At 56.7% G+C, this 20488-nt stretch carries 21 protein-coding genes; 12 read left to right on the top strand and 9 right to left on the bottom strand.

What is annotated here, in order from left to right; all coding sequences use genetic code 11:
- Window positions 1–4 precede the first annotated feature (4 nt).
- A complete protein-coding gene (locus UR289_RS07120; RefSeq protein WP_320709670.1) occupies window positions 5–1144 on the top strand; it encodes a glycoside hydrolase family 105 protein in 1140 nt (379 codons plus the stop codon).
- 76 nt (window positions 1145–1220) lie between these two features.
- Here UR289_RS07120 and argS read toward each other — a convergent pair whose 3' ends face one another.
- A complete protein-coding gene (gene argS / locus UR289_RS07115; protein ID WP_033145858.1) occupies window positions 1221–2954 on the bottom strand; it encodes an arginine--tRNA ligase in 1734 nt (577 codons plus the stop codon).
- A gap of 239 nt (window positions 2955–3193) precedes the next feature.
- Between argS and UR289_RS07110 the strand changes: the two genes are divergently transcribed.
- Together UR289_RS07110 and cutC are read left to right on the top strand one after the other, a co-directional pair.
- Window positions 3194–3754 carry a VOC family protein gene (locus tag UR289_RS07110; RefSeq protein ID WP_320709564.1) on the top strand — a complete coding sequence of 187 codons (561 nt, stop codon included), beginning with the start codon at window positions 3194–3196 and terminating at the stop codon, window positions 3752–3754.
- A gap of 78 nt (window positions 3755–3832) precedes the next feature.
- Window positions 3833–4576, top strand: coding sequence for a copper homeostasis protein CutC (gene cutC, locus UR289_RS07105; RefSeq protein WP_094935600.1), 744 nt, complete (start codon window positions 3833–3835; stop codon window positions 4574–4576).
- Window positions 4577–4765: 189 nt separating this feature from the next.
- On the opposite strand, the gene cmoB is transcribed toward cutC, so the two are convergent.
- From cmoB to UR289_RS07080, 5 genes are read right to left on the bottom strand one after another with little or no spacing between them, the layout of a single operon-like run.
- On the bottom strand, window positions 4766–5737 hold the full coding sequence (gene cmoB / locus UR289_RS07100; protein WP_320709562.1) for a tRNA 5-methoxyuridine(34)/uridine 5-oxyacetic acid(34) synthase CmoB: 972 nt from the start codon (window positions 5735–5737) through the stop codon (window positions 4766–4768).
- Window positions 5734–6477 carry a carboxy-S-adenosyl-L-methionine synthase CmoA gene (gene cmoA, locus UR289_RS07095; protein ID WP_029741772.1) on the bottom strand — a complete coding sequence of 248 codons (744 nt, stop codon included), beginning with the start codon at window positions 6475–6477 and terminating at the stop codon, window positions 5734–5736. The genes cmoB and cmoA overlap by 4 nt, the downstream gene beginning before the upstream one ends.
- 40 nt (window positions 6478–6517) lie before the next feature.
- Complete coding sequence (locus UR289_RS07090; protein WP_021240443.1) at window positions 6518–6913, bottom strand: MAPEG family protein; 396 nt, start codon at window positions 6911–6913, stop codon at window positions 6518–6520.
- A 51-nt stretch (window positions 6914–6964) separates the two neighbouring features.
- Complete coding sequence (locus UR289_RS07085) at window positions 6965–7783, bottom strand: DUF72 domain-containing protein (protein WP_047061095.1); 819 nt, start codon at window positions 7781–7783, stop codon at window positions 6965–6967.
- Window positions 7780–8346, bottom strand: a complete 567-nt coding sequence (locus UR289_RS07080) for a hydrolase (protein WP_048979930.1) — start codon at window positions 8344–8346, stop codon at window positions 7780–7782. Before UR289_RS07080 ends, UR289_RS07085 begins: the two co-directional genes overlap by 4 nt.
- Window positions 8347–8609: 263 nt before the next feature.
- Here UR289_RS07080 and aspS point away from each other — a divergent pair, with 263 nt between their 5' ends.
- The 6 genes from aspS to ruvB all read left to right on the top strand — a co-directional run bounded on the left by aspS (window position 8610) and on the right by ruvB (window position 13865).
- Window positions 8610–10382 carry an aspartate--tRNA ligase gene (gene aspS / locus UR289_RS07075; protein WP_023312238.1) on the top strand — a complete coding sequence of 591 codons (1773 nt, stop codon included), beginning with the start codon at window positions 8610–8612 and terminating at the stop codon, window positions 10380–10382.
- Window position 10383: 1 nt separating this feature from the next.
- The gene (gene nudB / locus UR289_RS07070) at window positions 10384–10827 is read left to right on the top strand and encodes a dihydroneopterin triphosphate diphosphatase (RefSeq protein ID WP_033145850.1); all 444 of its coding nucleotides are present in this window, start codon (window positions 10384–10386) and stop codon (window positions 10825–10827) included.
- Window positions 10828–10854: 27 nt separating this feature from the next.
- Window positions 10855–11595 (top strand): YebC/PmpR family DNA-binding transcriptional regulator, encoded by a 741-nt coding sequence (locus UR289_RS07065; protein ID WP_008500447.1) that lies wholly within the window; start codon window positions 10855–10857, stop codon window positions 11593–11595.
- Window positions 11596–11629: 34 nt separating this feature from the next.
- The gene (gene ruvC, locus UR289_RS07060; protein ID WP_003859749.1) at window positions 11630–12151 is read left to right on the top strand and encodes a crossover junction endodeoxyribonuclease RuvC; all 522 of its coding nucleotides are present in this window, start codon (window positions 11630–11632) and stop codon (window positions 12149–12151) included.
- A gap of 80 nt (window positions 12152–12231) precedes the next feature.
- A complete protein-coding gene (gene ruvA / locus UR289_RS07055; protein ID WP_023312236.1) occupies window positions 12232–12846 on the top strand; it encodes a Holliday junction branch migration protein RuvA in 615 nt (204 codons plus the stop codon).
- Window positions 12847–12854: 8 nt separating this feature from the next.
- The gene (ruvB, locus tag UR289_RS07050; protein WP_023312235.1) at window positions 12855–13865 is read left to right on the top strand and encodes a Holliday junction branch migration DNA helicase RuvB; all 1011 of its coding nucleotides are present in this window, start codon (window positions 12855–12857) and stop codon (window positions 13863–13865) included.
- A gap of 58 nt (window positions 13866–13923) precedes the next feature.
- On the opposite strand, the gene znuB is transcribed toward ruvB, so the two are convergent.
- Window positions 13924–14709 carry a zinc ABC transporter permease subunit ZnuB gene (gene znuB, locus UR289_RS07045; protein ID WP_048979928.1) on the bottom strand — a complete coding sequence of 262 codons (786 nt, stop codon included), beginning with the start codon at window positions 14707–14709 and terminating at the stop codon, window positions 13924–13926.
- The gene (gene znuC / locus UR289_RS07040) at window positions 14706–15461 is read right to left on the bottom strand and encodes a zinc ABC transporter ATP-binding protein ZnuC (RefSeq protein WP_023312233.1); all 756 of its coding nucleotides are present in this window, start codon (window positions 15459–15461) and stop codon (window positions 14706–14708) included. Before znuC ends, znuB begins: the two co-directional genes overlap by 4 nt.
- Before the next feature lie 77 nt (window positions 15462–15538).
- Between znuC and znuA the strand changes: the two genes are divergently transcribed.
- From znuA to lpxM, 3 genes are all read left to right on the top strand, one after another.
- Window positions 15539–16483 (top strand): zinc ABC transporter substrate-binding protein ZnuA, encoded by a 945-nt coding sequence (znuA, locus tag UR289_RS07035; RefSeq protein WP_045404493.1) that lies wholly within the window; start codon window positions 15539–15541, stop codon window positions 16481–16483.
- A 15-nt stretch (window positions 16484–16498) separates the two neighbouring features.
- Window positions 16499–17818 (top strand): murein DD-endopeptidase MepM, encoded by a 1320-nt coding sequence (gene mepM, locus UR289_RS07030; RefSeq protein ID WP_024909694.1) that lies wholly within the window; start codon window positions 16499–16501, stop codon window positions 17816–17818.
- Between the two features lie 121 nt (window positions 17819–17939).
- Entirely contained in the window at window positions 17940–18911 is a 972-nt protein-coding gene (gene lpxM, locus UR289_RS07025) for a lauroyl-Kdo(2)-lipid IV(A) myristoyltransferase (RefSeq protein WP_033145849.1), read from the top strand.
- A 45-nt stretch (window positions 18912–18956) separates the two neighbouring features.
- Here lpxM and pyk read toward each other — a convergent pair whose 3' ends face one another.
- Complete coding sequence (gene pyk / locus UR289_RS07020) at window positions 18957–20399, bottom strand: pyruvate kinase (protein WP_039263653.1); 1443 nt, start codon at window positions 20397–20399, stop codon at window positions 18957–18959.
- Window positions 20400–20488 lie beyond the last annotated feature (89 nt).

Genomic DNA, 20488 nt, shown 5'->3' with positions numbered 1-20488 from the left:
GATGATGAAAGTTTGGCCTGTCAAACATAGCCCGTTATTACGTCAGCCAGAGCGCTTTATCGCCCGGGACGAACTGAAATCGCTGATTCAAAAGGTGACGCATAGCCTGGTCAATATCCACGACAAAACGGGTGAATTTTTGCTGCGGCTGGACGACGGGCGCGTGATCGACACTAAAGGCTGGGCCGGATGGGAGTGGACGCACGGCGTTGGCCTGTACGGTATCTGGCAATATTTCTGCCAGACCGGCGACGAAGGTATGCGAGACATCATCGACAGCTGGTTTGCTGACCGCTTTGCGGAAGGCGCGACCACCAAAAACGTGAATACCATGTCGCCGTTCCTGACGCTGGCTTATCGCTACGAAGAGACCAAAAATCAGGCCTGGCGGCCGTGGCTGGAAAGCTGGGCGGAATGGGCGATGGCCGAGATGCCGCGCACGCAACACGGCGGGATGCAGCACATCACCCTGGCGGAAGAAAACCATCAACAGATGTGGGATGACACGCTGATGATGACGGTGCTGCCGCTGGCGAAAATCGGCAAGCTGCTCAACAAACCGGAATACGTTGAAGAGGCGGTGTATCAGTTCCTGCTGCACGTGCAGAACCTGATGGACCGGGAGACCGGGCTGTGGTTCCACGGCTGGAGCTACGACGGCAACCATAACTTTGCCCGTGCCCGCTGGGCGCGCGGCAACAGCTGGCTCACCATCGCGATCCCGGACTTCCTTGAGCTTGTGGATCTGCCGGAAAACAGCGCCGTGCGCCGCTACCTGGTGCAGGTATTGAATGCGCAGATTGCCGCGCTGGCGAAATATCAGGACGACAGCGGGCTATGGCATACGCTGCTCGACGATCCACATTCTTATCTTGAGGCGTCCGCCACGGCAGGGTTTGCCTACGGTATTCTGAAAGCCGTGCGCAAGCGCTACGTTGGCACGGAGTATGCCGAAGTGGCAGAAAAAGCGATTCGCGGTATCGTCAAAAATATTTCGCCGGAAGGCGAGCTGTTGCAAACGTCGTTCGGCACGGGCATGGGCAGCGATCTTGAGTTTTATCGCCAGATCCCGCTGACGTCGATGCCGTACGGACAGGCGATGGCGATACTGTGTCTGACGGAGTATTTGCGGAAATACTTTTGAACCTGCGGATATCCCCGGTGGCGCTGCGCTTACCGGGGCTACAAAACAAAACCCGGCTTGCGCCGGGTTTTTTGTATTACATGCGTTCTACGGTTTCGATACCCAGGGTATCCAGACCCAGCTTCAGGGTCTTCGCCGTGAGCTGCGCCAGCTTCAGGCGGCTGTTGCGGACCGATTCGTTTTCCGCAGACAGAATAGGGCAGTGCTCGTAGAAGCCGGAGAACAGACCCGCCAGATCGTACAGGTAAGCACACATCACGTGCGGCGTGCCGTCACGCGCGACAACCGTCAGCGTCTCTTCAAACTGCAGCAGGCGCGCCGCCAGCTGTGCTTCACGATCTTCCGTGATGGTCACTGTCGCATTCGCCAGTACGTTTTCATCAATGTTCGCCTTACGGAACACCGACAGCACGCGGGTGTAGGCATACTGCATGTAAGGCGCCGTGTTACCTTCAAACGCCAGCATGTTATCCCAGTCGAAGATATAGTCGGTGGTACGGTTCTTGGAGAGATCCGCGTATTTCACCGCACCGATACCCACGGCGTTGGCCAGTTTTTCCAGCTCATCGGCAGACATGTCCGGGTTCTTTTCAGCCACCAGACGGCGGGCGCGTTCCAGCGCTTCGTCCAGCAGGTCGGACAGCTTCACGGTACCGCCCGCACGGGTTTTGAACGGCTTGCCGTCTTTACCCAGCATCATGCCGAACATGTGGTGTTCCAGCGGCACGCAATCCGGCACGTAACCGGCTTTACGCACGATGGTCCACGCCTGCATCAGGTGCTGGTGCTGACGGGAGTCGATGTAGTACAGCACGCGGTCAGCATGCAGCGTCTCGTAACGGTATTTCGCGCAGGCGATGTCTGTGGTGGTGTAGAGGTAGCCGCCATCCTTTTTCTGGATGATCACGCCCATCGGTTCACCTTCCTTGTTTTTATACTCATCAAGGAACACCACCGTTGCGCCTTCGCTCTCTACCGCCAGGTTTTTGGCTTTCAGGTCAGCCACAATGCCGGGCAGCATTGGGTTATAGAGGCTTTCACCCATCACGTCGTCACGGGTCAGGGTGACGTTCAGGCGGTTATAGGTCAGCTGGTTCTGCGACATGGTGATGTCGACCAGCTTGCGCCACATCTCGAGGAAGTATTGGTCGCCGCCCTGCAGTTTAACCACGTAGCTGCGCGCTCGCTCGGCAAAGGCTTCGTCTTCGTCGTAGTGTTTTTTGGCTTCGCGGTAGAACCCTTCAAGGTCCGCCAGCGCCATTTCACCCGCGTTTTCCTGCTGCTGTTTTTCCAGGTAAGCAATCAGCATGCCGAACTGGGTACCCCAGTCGCCCACGTGGTTCGCGCGGATCACCTTGTGACCGAGGAACTCGAGCGTGCGCACCGCGGCGTCACCGATGATAGTGGAGCGAAGGTGGCCAACGTGCATCTCTTTTGCCACGTTCGGCGCAGAGTAGTCGATCACGACGGTCTGCGCCTCCGGCTGGGAAACGCCCAGACGGTCAGATTTCAGGGCCGCGTCAACGTGGCTTGCCAGGAATGCAGGCTCAAGAAAGATGTTGATAAAGCCCGGACCGGCGATTTCGGTTTTGCTGGCAATGCCGGAAAGATCCAGATGCGTCAGTACCTGCTCAGCGAGCTGTCGCGGCGGCATGCCCAGTTTTTTAGCCACTGCCATCACGCCATTAGCCTGATAGTCGCCAAACTGTACTTTTGCTGACTGACGAACCTGCGGTTCGCAATCCGCAGGTGCGCCTGCGGCAATCAGTGCCTGACTGACTTTTTCGGAGAGAAGAGCCTGAATATTCACCTGGATACCTTACGTTTTTGATGCGGGCTTACAACCGCCCGCGCCAGTTAAAGAATTTAGGGCGGGAGTATACTGCAAATGCCCTCTGGCGTCAGCATTGCGGGGCCTGAAGATTGCTCAGAATCCAGGCGGTGAAGGTGTGCATAATCATGCAGTCGCAAAAAGCCGGATTCTGCGGTTGGTCAAAACAGGGCAACAGAGTAAATTAGCGGCTTTGCGACATGAAAAGAGAGTGACTTATGGCGAACTGGCAATCCATTGACGAACTGCATGATATTTCCGCAGATTTACCGCGCTTCACCCAGGCGTTCACAGATCTTGCCACCCGTCTCGGTCTGGATATCGCGCCGCTTGAGGCCGATCACATCTCTTTGCGCTGTCATCAGAATGCCACGGCCGAGCGCTGGCGTCGCGGGTTCGAACGGTGCGGCGAGTTGCTCTCCGAGAACATCATCAATGGCCGCCCCATTTGCCTGTTCAAACTGCATGAACCGGTGAACGTGGCGCACTGGCACTTCAGCGTGGTTGAACTGCCGTGGCCGGGCGAGAAACGCTATCCGCACGAAGGCTGGGAGCATATCGAAATAGTCCTGCCGGGTGAGCCGGAAACGTTGAACGCGCGCGCGCTGGCCCTCCTTTCCGACGAAGGCTTAAGCAAGCCGGGGATTTTTGTGAAGACGAGTTCACCCAAAGGCGAGCGCGAGCGGTTACCTAACCCGACGCTGGCCGTCACTGACGGACAGGTCACGGTTAAGTTTCATCCGTGGACCATTGAGCAGATCGTTGCCAGCGAAGCGTAAGAGATGTGAGTTCACGCCGGGACTGAAAACGGACGGCGTGGCATGATGTTTCGTTTAGTGGAATTTCAGGAGGATTAAATGGCGCTGCTGGAGATTTGTTGTTACAGCGTGGAGTGTGCCGTGACCGCGCAAAAGCACGGGGCTGACCGCATTGAACTGTGTGCGGCACCCAAAGAGGGCGGGCTGACGCCGTCTTACGGCGTGTTGAGGTCTGCCCGTCAGGCCGTCACCATTCCCGTTCACCCGATTATTCGTCCGCGCGGCGGTGATTTTTGTTACACGGCGGGCGAGTTCAGTGCCATGCTTGATGATATCGCACTCGTTCGGGACCTGGGGTTTCCGGGGCTGGTGACCGGCCTGCTGAATGAAGACGGCAACATCGATATACCGCGCATGCGTCAGATTATGAGCGCCGCGCAGGGGCTGGCCGTCACTTTTCATCGCGCATTTGATATGTGTAAAGATCCGCTTCAGGCCTTTGAAACGCTTGGAGAACTTGGCGTGGCGCGCATCCTGACATCTGGTCAGCAGGCGTCAGCTGAAAAAGGACTGCAATTAATTACGGAACTAAAAGCACATTCCGGTGTTCCAATAATAATGGCGGGTGCGGGAGTCCGCGCCAGCAATCTGGAACGGTTTTTAAACGCAGGGGTAGAAGAGCTGCACAGCTCCGCGGGTAAATGGATACCTTCGCCCATGCGTTATCGCAATACAGGATTGTCAATGTCGACGGATGCTGAAGCGGATGAGTATTCACGCTATGGCGTAGAGGGAGAGTCGGTTGCGGAAATGAAGTCGCTGATTGAGCGCCATCACGTGTAGCAACGTACCGATTTTTACCGCGCATCATGTCGCCCAATATGATGCTTGCTTGTACCAGGCCCCTGCAATTTCAACAGGGGCCTTTTTTTATCCCCTCACCCTAACCCTCTCCCCATAGGAGAGAGGGGACGGCTCGGTGCGGTTTTTCTCCCTCGCCCCTATGGGGAGAGGGCCGGGGTGAGGGGAAAACTACGGCTTCGTCGCAATCAACACCGCACGCATCGGGGCCGGATAGCCTTCGATGGTTTTGCTGTGGTCGGCCGGGTCGAGGAACTGCTCCAGCGATTCGGTGATCATCCAGTCGGTGCGGCGCTGTTCCTCAATTGAGGTCACGCTGACGTCGGCAATCCGCACATCCACAAACCCGCACTTCTCCAGCCAGTTCTTCAGCGCCAGCGCGGAAGGGATGAAGTAAACGTTGCGCATCTGCGCGTAGCGATCGCCCGGAACCAGAACGGCATGTTCATCGCCTTCAATCACCAGCGTTTCCAGCACCAGCTCGCCGCCGCTGACCAGCTGATCCTTCAGCTGCCACAGGTGTTCAAGCGGGGAACGACGGTGGTACAGCACGCCCATGGAGAAGACGGTATCAAAGGCTTTCAGGGCAGGGAGTTGTTCAATGCCCAGCGGCAGCAGGTGCGCGCGCTGGTCGTTACCCAGCAGCTTACGCACCGCTTCAAACTGGCACAGGAACAGCTGCATCGGGTCAATACCTACCGCCAGATGCGCCCTCGCACCAATCATGCGCCACATGTGGTAACCGCTGCCGCAGCCCACGTCCAGAATGGTACGTCCGGTCAGGTCGGAAAGGTGGGGCAGCACGCGATCCCATTTCCAGTCCGAGCGCCATTCGGTATTGATGTTCACGCCGTAAAGTGAAAACGGCCCTTTGCGCCACGGCATCAGGTTACGCATCAGCGTTTCGATGCGGTTGATCTGCCCGGCCGGGAGCGGCTCTTCGCTCTCGGCGGTTACGCTGTGCAGAAGGTCCAGACGATGCGGGGTCAGTTCGGGCAGATACTCCACCGCGTTTGACCACTGCTTTAACAGGCCGTGCTGCTGATCGCGCTGCCAGGCGGCAATCTGCGCGGGCAAGGTTTCCAGCCAGTGGGAAAGCTGGTTTTTGGCAATCAGCTGATAGAAGTTGCTGAATTCGATCATGCGGATTCTCCCGCTTTCAGCGCCACCAGAGAGCCAAAGTTAAAGCACTGGAACCACAGTTCGCTGTGCTCAAAACCGGCTTTGCTCAGACGCGCTTTGTGGGTTTCTACGGAATCCGTCAGCATCACGTTTTCAAGCATGCTGCGCTTCTGGCTGATCTCCAGCTCGCTGTAGCCGTTCGCCCGTTTGAAATCGTGGTGCATATTGAACAGCAGTTCGCCAACCTCGGCATCTTCGAAGCTGAATTTCTCCGAGAGCACCAGCGCGCCGCCGGGATTCAGCCCCTGATAAATTTTGTCCAGCAGCAGCTGGCGGTCTTCAGGCACCAGGAACTGCAGGGTGAAATTCAGCACCACCATCGAGGCGTTATTGATCTCAATCTCGCGGATATCGCCTTCCACCACGTCGACCGGAACAGGGGCTTTATACGCGTCAATGTGGCGACGGCAGCGCTCAACCATGGCCGGGGAGTTATCGACGGCAATGATTCGGCAGCCTTCGTGGTGAACGTTACGACGAACCGACAGCGTTGCCGCGCCGAGCGAGCAGCCCAGGTCATAGACCTGCGTGCCGGGTTGAACGAAGCGCTCAGCCAGCATGCCGATCATAGAGATAATATTGGAATAACCGGGAACAGAGCGCTGGATCATATCCGGGAAGACTTCGGCTACCCGTTCATCGAAGGTCCAGTCGCCCAGGCTGGCGATAGGCGCGGAAAAAAGCGTGTCGCGATCTGACATAACGTAAAAATCCGGGAAAAATAAAGTGGCGTATTGTGCGCTAATGGAGGGAGAAAACCAACTCCCACGGCATATACCACAGGTTAGCCAGCACCATCAGCAAAAGCGAACACCAGGTCGCACTCATGCCGGAACGACGCCAGCGGATCAAGCGGTGGTGAAAACCGTAATAGTGCATCAGGCGGCCAGCAATAAGAAGCAGGCCACAGATATGCACCATCCAGGTTTCTGCGCCATTCATCTCCATAAAAAGCAGCAGGATTAAGGCTGCGGGGATGTATTCGACCGCATTGCCGTGAATGCGGATAGCGCTTTGTAGCTCGGAAAATCCGCCGTCACCGTAAGAGACGCGGTACAGCGTTCTGAGGCGCACAACATCAAATGAAAACTTAATCAGCAGTAATGCACCTAACACCGCATACAGCGCGCTGACCATACAAACTCCCTGTTTTTGGCAGATGGCACTTCACTATGATAGGGGGTGATATCAGAAAAGAGAAGATTGTTGTGGGATGGAAGGGGCGCTGCCCACGGACGGCACCGCAGCCTGCAAGGCCTGCCACAGAGCATCGACCAGTTCGGGCGCCTGGGCGATATCCGGCGTATGCAAAAAGAGATACGGCGTGGTGGTGTGTTCCCACTTCGCTAACGTTTGCAGCCAGACGGCGAACATCGCCTGATTTTGCTGCATGTTATCGCTGCCGATAAACCTGACCATTGGATTATGCGCGGTCACGATGGCGTGAACCGGCACTTTCGGTTTTTTACGCTGAGCTTCAACGATGGCTTCGCTATGGGGAACAGCGCTGTGCACCGGTCGGCTATCGAGGATCACCCGGTTAACGGAACGCTCAAGCAGGCCGCGATTGAGCGCTTTTTCTGCTTCGCCCTTCGCAAAAAATTCAGGATGCCTGACTTCAACGCCGTAGGTGAATTCACGGGGCAGGGCATCCAGGAACTGCCAGAGCGCAGGTAAATCGCGCGGGCCAAACGTGGCGGGCAGCTGGATCCAGTACTGACCGATGCGGTTCGCCAGCGGCGACATGCGCGTAAAAAACTCTTCGGTCAAATCCCCGCAGTTGCGCAGCGCGGCCTGATGGGAAATGGTGGCCGGAAACTTAAAGCAGAAGCGGAAGTCGTCGGTCGTTTGTTCCCGCCAGCGCGTAACAATCTCGGCTTTAGGGAGCGCATACAGGGTGGTGTTACCCTCGACACAGTTGAAGTGCCGGGCATATTCCTCAAGGCTGGTGATGCCAAGGCGCACCCATTTCGGGTGCGACCACTGGGGCAGGCCCACGTACATCATAGCGCGCTGACAATCTCATCCGTGCTGCGCACGCGGCCGATGCGCGGGAAGATATGGGTCATGCTGCCCTGATGCTGTTCCGCGGAGGCCGCGCTGCAGGCATCTTCGGCAATCACCAGGTTAAAGCCCAGCTCCCACGCGTTGCGGGCGGTAGACTCCACGCCGATGTTGGTGGAAATGCCGCACAGGATGATGGTGTCGATGCCGCGACGGCGGAGCTGTAGCTCGAGATCGGTACCGTAAAATGCGCCCCACTGGCGTTTGGTCACTTCGATGTCGCTGTCGCGTTTGCCGAGTGCGGCCGGGTACGTCCACCAGTTTTCAGGCAGGGCGCGTGCTGAAGCCTTTGCATCAACGGGCTGTTTTAACGCTTCGGCGTAATCCGCAGACCAGCCGACGCGCACCATGACAACAGGCGCACCGCTGGCACGACATGTTTCCGCCAGGCGAGCTGCGCGGCTGACCACATCATCCGCGGTATGCGGGCCACCGGCGAAGGGCAGAATGCCTTCCTGTAAATCAATCACAACAAGTGCGGTTTTACTGGCATCAAGTGTTAACATCGTTACTCCCGTTAAATGAATCACTTCCGGACACCATACGACGTGATGGCCTGTTCCTGGTCGGATAATTTTGTTAATTTTTGTGAGAATGCGCAATAAGAGTGCAGCAAACGACCGCCTGGCCGTGGTTCGCTCTTATCGTCCGGCGGAATTTCCAGTATAATAGCCGCCTTTTTTCATCCAGTTGTGACATACAGAAAGCTGCGACATAGTAGCCTGCATACCAGGCGACATTTAGCCTGCGGCTAATTAAGGGATATCTCATGCGTACAGAATATTGCGGGCAGCTGCGTCAGTCCCACGTCGGACAGCAGGTAACCCTGTGTGGTTGGGTCAATCGTCGTCGTGATCTTGGTAGCCTTATCTTCATCGATATGCGCGACCGCGAAGGTATCGTTCAGGTGTTCTTCGACCCGGATCGCGCAGATGCGTTGAAGCTGGCCTCTGAGCTGCGTAATGAGTTCTGCATTCAGGTTACCGGCACCGTGCGCGCGCGTGACGAGAAAAACGTCAACGCCGACATGGCGACGGGCGCCATCGAAGTGCTTGCGTCCGATCTGGTGATTATCAACCGTGCAGAAGCGCTGCCGCTGGACTCCAACCACGTCAACACTGAAGAAGCGCGTCTGAAATACCGCTACCTGGATCTGCGTCGTCCGGAAATGGCTCAGCGCCTGAAAACCCGTGCGAAAATCACCAGCCTGGTGCGTCGCTTTATGGATGACCACGGTTTCCTCGACATCGAAACCCCGATGCTGACCAAAGCCACGCCGGAAGGCGCGCGCGATTACCTGGTTCCATCCCGCGTTCATAAAGGCAAATTCTACGCGCTGCCGCAGTCTCCACAGCTGTTCAAACAGCTGCTGATGATGTCCGGCTTCGATCGCTATTATCAGATCGTGAAATGCTTCCGCGACGAAGACCTGCGCGCTGACCGCCAGCCAGAATTTACCCAGATCGATGTGGAAACCTCCTTCATGACCGCCGAGCAGGTGCGTGAAGTTATGGAAGCCCTGGTGCGTAGCCTGTGGAACGACGTGAAAGGCGTTGAGCTGGGCGATTTCCCTATCATGACCTTCGCTGAAGCCGAGCGTCGTTACGGCTCTGACAAACCAGACCTGCGTAACCCGATGGAGCTGGTGGACGTAGCAGACCTGGTGAAAGGCGTTGAGTTTGCCGTCTTCGCTGGCCCGGCTAACGATCCTAAAGGCCGTGTGGCCGCCCTGCGTGTACCGGGCGGTGCGGCACTGAGCCGCAAGCAGATCGACGACTACGGCAACTTCATCAAGATCTACGGCGCGAAAGGTCTGGCCTATATTAAAGTGACCGAGCGTGCGAAAGGTCTGGAAGGCATCACCAGCCCGGTAGCGAAATTCCTGAACGCGGACATCGTGGAAGCGATCCTTGAGCGCACCGGCGCGCAGGACGGCGACATGATCTTCTTCGGCGCAGACAACAAGAAAGTCGTGGCGGATGCGATGGGCGCGCTGCGTCTGAAGCTTGGCAAAGACCTGAGCCTGACCGACGAAAACAAATGGGCGCCGCTGTGGGTTATCGACTTCCCAATGTTTGAAGACGACGGTGAAGGCGGCCTGACCGCAATGCACCACCCGTTCACCTCGCCAAAAGACATGACGGCGGCAGAGCTGAAAGCGGCACCGGAAGATGCGGTCGCCAACGCTTATGACATGGTGATCAACGGCTACGAAGTGGGCGGCGGTTCCGTGCGTATTCACAGCGGCGAAATGCAGCAGACCGTGTTCGGCATTCTGGGCATCAACGAGCAGGAGCAGCGCGAGAAGTTTGGCTTCCTGCTGGACGCCCTGAAATACGGTACGCCGCCGCACGCGGGTCTGGCCTTCGGTCTTGACCGTCTGACCATGCTGCTGACCGGCACCGATAACATTCGTGATGTTATTGCCTTCCCGAAAACCACTGCCGCAGCGTGTCTGATGACCGAGGCGCCAAGCTTTGCCAACCCGGCCTCTCTGGCCGAGCTGGGCATTGAAGTGGTGAAGAAGGAAGAGAAAAACTGATATGGCATATAAGCTTCCCGTTTCGGTCCTGGTGGTCATTTATGCAGAAGACACGAAGCGGGTGCTGATGTTGCAGCGGCGCGATGACCCTGATTTCTGGCAGTCGGTTACCGGCAGTCTGGAAGAGGGGGAAACCGCGTCGCAGGCCGCCGCGCGCGAAGTAAAGGAAGAGGTCACCATTGACGTTGCCCGCGAGCAACTGACCCTGAAGGACTGCCAGCGCACGGTGGAGTTTGAAATTTTTAGCCATTTACGTCATCGCTACGCGCCGGGTACCGAGCGCAATACGGAGTCGTGGTTCTGTCTCGCGCTCCCCCATGAACGGGAGATCGTGTTTACCGAACACCTGACCTACCGCTGGGTGAATGCGGCGGATGCCGCCGCACTGACCAAGTCGTGGAGCAACCGGCAGGCGATTGAAGAATTTGTAATTAACGCAGCCTGAGAAGGCGCGATTTTTGGAGAACTTTTTATGGCAGGTCATAGTAAGTGGGCCAACACCAAACACCGCAAAGCGGCACAGGATGCCAAGCGCGGTAAGATCTTTACCAAAATCATTCGCGAGCTGGTGACAGCAGCGCGTCTGGGCGGCGGCGACCCGGCATCTAACCCGCGTCTGCGCGCGGCGGTAGATAAAGCGCTGTCAAACAACATGACGCGTGACACCCTGAACCGTGCAATCGCACGTGGCGTGGGCGGTGACGAAGACGCGAACATGGAAACCATCATTTATGAAGGTTACGGCCCTGGCGGTACTGCGGTGATGGTTGAGTGTCTGTCCGACAACCGTAACCGTACCGTTGCGGAAGTGCGCCACGCGTTCACCAAAACCGGTGGCAACCTGGGCACTGACGGTTCCGTTGCTTACCTGTTCAGCAAAAAAGGCGTCATCTCCTTCGAGAAAGGCGACGAAGATGCGATCATGGAAGCGGCGCTGGAAGCCGGTGCGGAAGACGTGGTGACCTTCGATGACGGCGCTATCGACGTTTATACCGCGTGGGAAGAGATGGGTGCCGTGCGCGACGCGCTGGAAGCGGCTGGCCTGAAAGCGGACAACGCTGAAGTCTCCATGATCCCGTCCACCAAAGCGGACATGGATGCGGAAACGGCACCGAAACTGCTGCGTCTGATCGACATGCTCGAAGACTGCGACGACGTGCAGGAAGTGTACCACAACGGTGAAATCTCTGATGAGGTTGCAGCGACTCTCTGATGAGAGCGTTTAAACCCGTTACAGGAGACGCGTGATGTCGATTATTCTCGGGATTGACCCAGGCTCACGCGTCACCGGTTATGGCGTTATCCGTCAGGTGGGACGCCAGTTAACCTACCTGGGCAGCGGCTGTATTCGCACCAAAGTGGACGATCTTCCTTCGCGCCTGAAGCTCATTTATGCGGGCGTGTCGGAGATCATCACCCAGTTTCAGCCGGACTATTTCGCCATCGAGCAGGTCTTTATGGCGAAAAACGCCGATTCAGCGCTAAAGCTCGGTCAGGCGCGCGGTGTCGCCATCGTCGCTGCCGTGAACCAGGATTTGCCGGTATTCGAATACGCGGCACGTCAGGTCAAGCAGACGGTGGTGGGCATTGGGAGCGCGGAGAAAAGCCAGGTGCAGCATATGGTGCGTACCCTGCTGAAGCTTCCCGCGAACCCGCAGGCCGACGCCGCGGATGCGCTGGCGATTGCGATTACCCACTGTCACGTCAGCCAGAACGCGATGCAAATGAGCGAGTCGCGGCTCAATCTGGCGCGAGGCAGGTTACGATAATCAGAAATCAGGCTGGATAAACATCCAGCCTTTTTTTATTATGTCGGCAGTTAATTTCTCCCAGAACGCAGGAGCGTCACGTGATAGGCAGACTCAGAGGCATCATCATTGAAAAACAACCCCCGTTAGTGCTGCTGGAAGTGGGTGGCGTGGGCTATGAAGTCCATATGCCGATGACCTGCTTCTACGAGCTGCCGGACGCGGGCAAAGAGGCGATTGTCTTTACCCAGTTTGTGGTGCGTGAAGATGCCCAACTGCTTTACGGATTCAATAACAAGCAGGAACGCACCCTGTTCCGCGAGCTGATTAAAACCAACGGCGTCGGTCCGAAGCTGGCGCTGGCGATTTTGTCCGGCATGTCGGCACCACAGTTCGTGAATGCCGTTGAGCGCGAAGATCCTGCGGCGCTGATTAAGCTTCCGGGCATTGGTAAGAAAACCGCCGAGCGCCTGATTGTCGAGATGAAAGACCGCTTTAAAGGTCTGCATGGCGATCTGTTCACTCCGGCTGCCGATTTGGTACTGACCTCTCCCGGTGGCCCTGCGACGGATGATGACGCCGAGCAGGAAGCGGTTGCCGCGCTGGTGGCGCTGGGCTATAAACCTCAGGAGGCCAGCCGTATGGTGAGCAAAATTGCCAAACCGGACGCCAGCAGTGAAACCCTGATTCGTGAAGCGCTGCGCGCTGCATTGTGAGGTAAAGGATGATTGAAGCAGACCGCCTGGTGTCGGCAGGCACTATTCAGGCAGATGACGTGGTGGATCGCGCGATCCGCCCAAAACTGCTTGATGAGTATATCGGCCAGCCGCAGGTTCGTTCCCAGATGGAGATTTTCATCCAGGCGGCAAAGCTGCGCGGCGATGCGCTCGATCACCTGCTTATTTTTGGCCCTCCCGGTTTAGGCAAAACCACGCTGGCGAATATCGTTGCCAATGAAATGGGCGTCAACCTGCGCACCACCTCCGGCCCCGTGTTGGAGAAGGCGGGCGATCTCGCGGCGATGTTGACCAACCTCGAACCGCATGACGTGCTGTTTATCGATGAGATCCACCGCCTGTCGCCGGTGGTGGAGGAAGTGCTCTATCCGGCGATGGAAGATTACCAGCTGGATATCATGATCGGTGAAGGCCCGGCCGCGCGCTCCATCAAAATCGATCTGCCGCCCTTTACCCTGATTGGCGCCACCACCCGCGCCGGGTCGTTGACCTCTCCGCTGCGCGACCGTTTCGGCATCGTGCAGCGTCTCGAGTTTTACCAGGTGGCGGACCTCCAGCACATCGTTGGCCGTAGCGCCCGCTATATGGGGCTCGAAATGAGCGAAGAGGGCGCGTTTGAAGTGGCGAAGCGTTCCCGCGGTACGCCACGTATCGCCAACCGCCTGCTGCGCCGCGTGCGTGACTTTGCCGAGGTGAAGCACGATGGCTCGATTTCCGCGGAGATCGCCGCTCAGGCGCTGGATATGCTTAACGTCGATGCCGAAGGCTTTGACTATATGGACCGTAAACTGCTGCTGGCGGTGCTGGACAAGTTCTTTGGCGGCCCTGTCGGGCTGGATAACCTGGCTGCGGCTATTGGGGAAGAGCGTGAGACGATTGAAGATGTGCTGGAGCCGTATCTGATCCAGCAGGGCTTCCTGCAACGCACCCCGCGTGGACGTATGGCAACGGTGCGGGCGTGGAATCATTTCGGCATTACGCCACCGGCAATGCCGTAATGTTTTGTTCCCTCTCCCCGAGGGAGAGGGCCAGGTGAGGGCTTCAGCGCCCTCCATGTTAATTCGCGGTCTTTTTCATCATACTGAAGATAAACATCACCGCCGCACTTAGCACCACTGATGGCCCCGCAGGCGTGTCATAGAACGCCGAGAACGTTAACCCACCCGTTACCGCAATCATCCCGATAATCACGGCTACGCCGGCCATCTGCTCCGGCGTACGGGCAAAACGACGCGCCGTGGCGGCCGGGATGATCAGCAGCGACGTAATAATCAGCGCGCCGACAAACTTCATTGCGACACCAATCGTTAACGCCGTCACCAGCATCAGCAGCAGTTTTACGCGCTGCAGCTTCACGCCGTCGACAAATGCCAGATCTGGGCTGACGGTCATGGCCAGTAAATTCCGCCACTGCCAGAGCAGAATAGCGAGCACCACCACCACGCCAACGGCGATAGCGATGAGATCTTCCGGCGTCACGGCCAGCAGGTCGCCGAAGAGGTAGGCCATCAGATCCACGCGGATGTTCGACATCAGGCTGACCACCACCAGTCCCAGAGACAGGGCACTGTGCGCCATAATGCCAAGCAGCGTATCAATGGCGAGGTGAGGGCGCTTTTCCAGCCAGACCAGACCGGCGGCCAGCAGCAGCGTGACCACAATCACCGCGTAGAAGGGGTTTACATCCAGCAGCAGACCAAAGGCAACGCCCAGCAGAGATGCGTGCGCAAGGGTATCGCCAAAATAGGACATTCTGCGCCAGACAACAAACGAGCCGAGCGGGCCCGCGGCGCAGGCTAGCATAATCCCGGCCAGCCAGCCGGGCAGTAACAGTTCAATCATGAGTGTCCATTTCCCCGACGCAGTACGATTCGTCCCTGTAAATCATGGCGATGATTATGATGATGACGGTAAATACCCAGCTGTTCAGCGCCGCGTGGGCCGAACATAGAGATAAACTCCGGGTGCATTGACACCACTTCAGGCGTGCCGGAGCAGCAGATGTGGTGGTTGAGGCACAGCACTTCGTCGGTTTTTGCCATCACCAGATGCAGGTCGTGAGACACCATCAGCACGGCGCAATCAAGCTCCCGACGGAGCTGGTCGATCAAATCATAAAGCGCAACCTGACCATTCACATCCACACCCTGAGTTGGTTCATCCAGTACCAGCAGCTGCGGGCTGCTCAGCAGCGCGCGGGCAAGCAAAACACGCTGAGTTTCACCGCCGGACAGTTTTTGCAGCGGCGCATCGACAAGATGGCCCGCCTGCACGCGTTTCAGCGCCGGGAGAATATCGGCTTTTCGGGTGCCGGGGCGCAGACGCAGGAAACGGCTGACCGTCAGCGGCAGCGTTGCGTCGAGATGAAGTTTTTGCGGCACATAGCCAATACGCAATTTTTCCTCGCGCTTAATCACGCCTTCATCGGGTGCGACCAGACCCAGCACCACGCGCACCAGGGTGGATTTGCCTGCGCCATTGGGGCCGAGCAGCGTCAGAATTTTGCCGGGCTTCAGATCGAGCGACACGTCAGAGAGGACGCGGCGCTGCCCGAATGAGACCGAAATATTTTCAAGAGAAACCAATGTCGTCATGTCATTTTAAGCTTGAAGAAGTCAACGAATGTTATAATATCACATTCAACGCATTCACTACGATGATTAGTCGCATTATGTTACATAAAAATACGCTTCTTTTCGCAGCATTATCCGCTGCCCTTTGGGGTACAACCGCACAAGATGTTAACGCTGCGGTTGTCGCTTCGCTTAAACCACTCGGATTCATCGCGTCTGCCATTGCAGACGGGGTAACGGAAACCCAGGTTCTGCTCCCTGATGGTGCATCTGAGCATGACTATTCCCTGCGCCCGTCAGATGTAAAACGCTTACAAAACGCGGACTTAGTCGTCTGGATTGGTCCGGAAATGGAAGCGTTCATGCAGAAGTCAGCAAAACAGGTTGCTGGTGAAAAACAGGTCGCGATTGCCGAACTCTCCGGCGTGAAACCGTTGCTCATGAAAGGGGCGGATGACGACGGCGACGAACATGACCATCATGCCGCAGACGGCGAAAAAGGTGATGGAGATCACCATCACGGCGAGTACAACATGCATCTTTGGTTATCCCCAGAGATAGCGCGGCTTTCAGCGGTTGCAATCCACGACAAATTAGTGGAACTTATGCCGCAAAGTAGAGCCAAACTAGACGCCAACCTGAAGGATTTTGAGGCACAATTAGCCGCAACCGATAAGCAGGTTGGTAATGAGCTCGCACCGTTGAAAGGTAAAGGGTATTTCGTTTTTCATGACGCCTACGGCTATTACGAAAAACACTACGGTTTGACCCCACTGGGCCACTTCACCGTCAACCCTGAAATTCAGCCTGGTGCGCAGCGTTTACATGAAATCAGAACACAGTTGGTTGAGCAAAAAGCGACATGCGTTTTTGCTGAGCCACAGTTCAGGCCAGCGGTCGTAGAAGCCGTGGCCAGGGGAACATCCGTGCGCATGGGAACCCTTGACCCGCTAGGTACGAATATCCAGTTGAGCAAAGCGAGCTATTCGCAGTTCCTCAGCCAACTGGCGAACCAGTATGCGAGCTGCCTGAAAGGAGATTAACGAGGAAGTGAATACGTGCAACAGATAGCCCGCTCTGTCGCCCTGGCATTTAACAATCTGCCAAGACCCCACCGCGTTATGCTGGGGTCGCTTACAGTTCTCACCTTAGCGGTCGCCGTCTGGCGGCCCTATGTTTACCACCCGAGTTCTGCCCCTATCATTAAAACCATTGAGCTTGAAAAGAGCGAAATCCGTTCTTTGCTGCCTGAAGCCAGTGAGCCTATCGACCAGGCGGCTCAGGAAGATGAAGCTATCCCGCAGGATGAGCTGGACGATAAAACCGAGAACGAAGCGGGTATCCACGAATATGTTGTCTCTACCGGGGATACGCTGAGCAGCGTGCTGAACCAGTACGGCATCGACATGGGCAATATCAGCCAGCTGGCGGCTGCGGATAAAGATCTTCGTAACCTGAAAATCGGACAGCAGCTCTCCTGGACATTAACGGCGGATGGCGATCTCCAGCGTCTGACCTGGGAAATGTCCCGCCGCGAAACCCGCACCTACGATCGCACTGCAAACGGTTTCAAGATGACCAGCGAAATGCAGAAGGGTGACTGGGTTAACAGCGTTCTGAAAGGTACCGTGGGCGCGAGCTTTGTCTCCAGCGCGCGCGATGCAGGCCTGACCAGCGCTGAAATCAGCTCGGTGATCAAAGCCATGCAGTGGCAGATGGATTTCCGCAAGCTGAAGAAGGGCGATGAGTTCTCCGTCCTGATGTCCCGCGAAATGCTGGACGGCAAGCGCGAGCAAAGCCAGCTGCTGGGCGTACGTCTGCGCTCCGAAGGCAAAGATTACTACGCGATTCGTGCCGAAGACGGTAAGTTCTATGACCGCAGCGGTACGGGCCTTGCAAAAGGTTTCCTGCGTTTCCCGACGGCAAAACAATTCCGCGTCTCCTCTAACTTTAACCCGCGTCGTCTGAACCCGGTAACCGGGCGCGTCGCGCCGCACCGTGGCGTTGACTTTGCCATGCCGCAGGGCACGCCGGTACTGGCAGTAGGGGATGGCGAAGTGGTGGTGGCCAAGCGTAGCGGTGCCGCCGGATATTATGTCGCGGTACGTCATGGTCGTACTTATACGACCCGCTACATGCACCTGCGTAAGCTGCTGGTCAAACCGGGCCAGAAGGTGAAGCGTGGTGACCGTATCGCGATCTCCGGCAATACCGGACGCTCTACCGGCCCGCACCTGCACTATGAAGTGTGGATCAACCAGCAGGCCGTGAACCCGCTGACGGCGAAACTGCCGCGCACCGAAGGCCTGACAGGTAAAGATCGTACTGATTATCTGGCGCAGGTGAAAGAGGTGATGCCGCAGCTGAGCTTAAACTAAGCCCTCTGTTTTTGTTAAAAAAGCCGGCGCACACTGACGCCGGCTTTTTCTTTTGTGCGTGGACGACTGCCTCGCTACACTATCTGAATAAAATTTTGCGTCATCAGACCCTGGATCCAGCATGGAAACCAAAAAAAACAATATTGAATACATTCCTGAGTTTGAAAAATCCTTCCGCCATCCGCGCAACTGGGGCGCCTGGCTTGGTGTTTACACTTTTGCGGGGATGGCGATGCTGCCTGCTTCCGTACGCGATCCCGTTCTGGGGAAAATTGGCCGTCTGGCCGGGCGTTTAGGCAAGAGCGCCCGCCGCCGCGCGCAGATTAACCTCTATTACTGTTTTCCTGAGAAAAGCGACGCCGAGCGCGAGGCAATCATTGATGAAATGTACACCACCGCCCCGCAGGCAATGGCGATGATGGCTGAACTGGCGCTGAAAGGGCCGGATAAAATCGTCGATCGCGTTGACTGGAAAGGGCTGGACATCATCGAGGAGATGCGCCGCAATGACGAGAAAGTCATTTTCCTTGTTCCCCACGGCTGGGGCGTTGATATTCCGGCGATGCTGATGGCGTCTCAGGGCCAGAAAATGGCGGCGATGTTCCATAACCAGGGAAATAAAATCTACGATTTTGTCTGGAATACGGTGCGTCGTCGTTTTGGCGGACGTTTGCATGCGCGTAACGATGGCATTAAGCCCTTCATTCAGTCGGTACGTCAGGGGTACTGGGGATACTATCTGCCGGATCAGGACCACGGCCCGGAGCACAGCGAGTTTGTCGATTTCTTTGCGACCTATAAAGCGACGCTCCCCGCGATTGGTCGCCTGATGAAAGTCTGTCGTGCCCGCGTGATCCCGCTGTTCCCGGTCTATGACGGCAAAACGCATCGCCTGAGTATTGAGGTCCGTCCGCCGATGGATGATCTGCTGACCGCGGACGACCACACCATTGCGCGTCGAATGAACGAAGAGGTGGAAATCCTGGTGGGGCCGCATGCCGAACAGTACACGTGGATCCTGAAGCTGCTTAAAACGCGTAAGCCGGGTGAAACTGAGCCCTATAAACGCAAAGAGCTTTATCCGCGGAAATAATAAAAGCCCTCTCCATCTGGAGAGGGCTTTTTAACACAGACATTATTACTCGACGGTCATAACGCGCGTGGTGTTGGTTGAGCCGATGGTGCTCATCACGTCGCCCTGGGTCACAATGACGATATCACCGGACACCAGATAGCCTTTGTCGCGCAGCAGGTTTACGGCATCGTGTGCCGCAGCTACGCCGTCACTGGTGCTGTCGAAGTGAACCGGCGTCACGCCGCGGTACAGCGCCGTCAGGTTCAGGGTACGTTCGTGACGGGACATGGCGAAGATCGGCAGACCAGAGCTGATACGAGAGGTCATCAGCGCGGTGCGGCCAGATTCGGTCATGGTGATGATCGCGGTAACGCCCTTCAGATGGTTTGCCGCATACATCGCAGACATCGCTATCGCTTCTTCCACGTTGTCGAACTGCACGTCCAGACGGTGTTTAGAAACGTTGATGCTTGGGATCTTTTCAGCGCCCAGGCAGACGCGCGCCATAGCGGCCACGGTTTCTGCCGGATACTGGCCCGCAGCGGTTTCCGCAGAGAGCATCACCGCATCGGTACCGTCCAGCACGGCGTTAGCCACGTCCATGACTTCTGCACGGGTTGGCATTGGGTTGGTGATCATCGATTCCATCATCTGAGTCGCGGTGATCACCGCGCGGTTCAGCTGACGTGCGCGACGAATCAGCGCTTTCTGGATCCCTACCAGCTCAGGGTCGCCAATCTCCACGCCCAGGTCACCGCGCGCAACCATCACCACGTCAGAGGCGAGGATCACATCGTCCATGGCATCCTGATCGCAAACGGCTTCCGCGCGTTCAACTTTCGCGACGATTTTAGCATCGCAGCCTGCATCACGTGCCAGGCGACGCGCATAGTTCAGATCTTCGCCGCAGCGCGGGAAGGAGACCGCCAGGTAGTCAACGCCGATCAGCGCAGCCGTCACGATGTCCGCTTTGTCTTTATCGGTAAGCGCTTCTGCAGAGAGGCCGCCGCCCAGTTTGTTGATGCCTTTATTGTTGGAGAGCGGGCCGCCGACGGTGACTTCGGTGAACACTTTCATGCCCTGAACTTCCAGCACCTTCAGCTGTACGCGACCGTCGTCGAGCAGCAGGATATCGCCTGGCACCACGTCAGCCGGCAGGCCTTTATAGTCGATACCGACTTTCTCTTTATCGCCTTCGCCTTTGCCCAGGTTGGCATCAAGCAGGAATTTGTCGCCGATATTGAGGAAAACCTTACCCTCTTTAAAGGTCGATACACGAATTTTTGGACCCTGCAAATCGCCGAGGATAGCAACGTGGCGGCCCAGTTTGGCTGCGATTTCACGCACTTTATCGGCACGTAATTTATGGTCTTCTGGCGTACCGTGAGAGAAGTTCATACGCACCACGTTGGCGCCGGCGGCGATAATTTTCTCAAGATTATTATCGCGATCGGTGGCCGGGCCTAAGGTGGTTACGATCTTGGTTCTGCGAAGCCTTCTGGACATGTAATACTCCGTTGACTGAAACAACTTTGGTGTTGCGTGAACATTGAATCGGCCTTCATCTGCTGCAAGGCAGCGGAGAGTGGACCGAA

Source organism: Enterobacter sp. 302C9, from assembly GCF_034106085.1.
Classification (GTDB): Bacteria; Pseudomonadota; Gammaproteobacteria; order Enterobacterales; family Enterobacteriaceae; genus Enterobacter; species Enterobacter asburiae_B.
Note: the sequence above shows the minus strand (reverse complement) of the source record. Positions and strands in the feature narration are given on the sequence as shown.